Source organism: Bartonella sp. AP58NXGY, assembly GCF_042195785.1.
Lineage (GTDB): Bacteria > Pseudomonadota > Alphaproteobacteria > Rhizobiales > Rhizobiaceae > Bartonella.
In genome coordinates this window covers 1-657 of record NZ_JBHIOY010000302.1, presented here as the reverse complement: position 1 = coordinate 657, position 657 = coordinate 1, and the positions used below count along the sequence as shown (strand labels likewise).

Sequence of the window (657 nt, the reverse complement as noted above, 5' to 3'; positions counted from 1 at the left end):
CCCCACAAGACAAAACCTCCACACCACACCATTGAGAAAACAAACGACAATCCAGCCTCTTAACCCCGCGCGCTATCCCAAATCGTCCCCTCAAAAACATGGAACAGACAAGACCAAACAATCCCCTATCCTCTGCGCTTTTTCATGCATCCCTTCACACCACCACTTTTTTGTACAGGACCATCCTAACCTATCCATACGCACTTTTCCTCTCCTCCATTCTATCCTCTCATTCCCCTACACACACTTACCTCTTTCTCTCTTTCCCAACTTCTCCCTCCTCCAATCATACCACCCCTCACCATCCCAATTTGCCCTTCCACTCACACGAGGCTCTCCTCCAGTCACATCTCCCTTTTCACCACGGCTTACCCCCATTCACAAACGCTTCCGCCCCAATTCGCTCCCTCCATTTCACGCCATACCACAAGCCCAAACCACGGCCCCAAAGCTTGCACAACAGATCAATCCTCCACGGCTTAAACGACCCTTATCTTTTTACAGATACACGTTTTTACATTTTACCATTTTTAAAGAAATCTGTAGACTAAACTGCCAATAAAAAGACCGATTGGCTTGCCCCCACAAGACAAAACCTCCACACCACACCATTGAGAAAACAAACGACAATCCAGCCTCTTAACCCCGCGCGCTATC

At 48.2% G+C, this 657-nt stretch carries 1 protein-coding gene; it reads right to left on the bottom strand.

The window, feature by feature from the left end; genetic code table 11:
* Window positions 1–237: 237 nt before the first annotated feature.
* A complete protein-coding gene (locus ACFINC_RS11085) occupies window positions 238–378 on the bottom strand; it encodes a hypothetical protein (protein ID WP_375617234.1) in 141 nt (46 codons plus the stop codon).
* Window positions 379–657: the final 279 nt, after the last annotated feature.

What these genes read in the sequence shown, in the direction of transcription:
- ACFINC_RS11085 (WP_375617234.1), bottom strand. Translation starts at nt 378, where the DNA reads ATGGGGGTAAGCCGTGGTGAAAAGGGAGATGTGACTGGAGGAGAGCCT.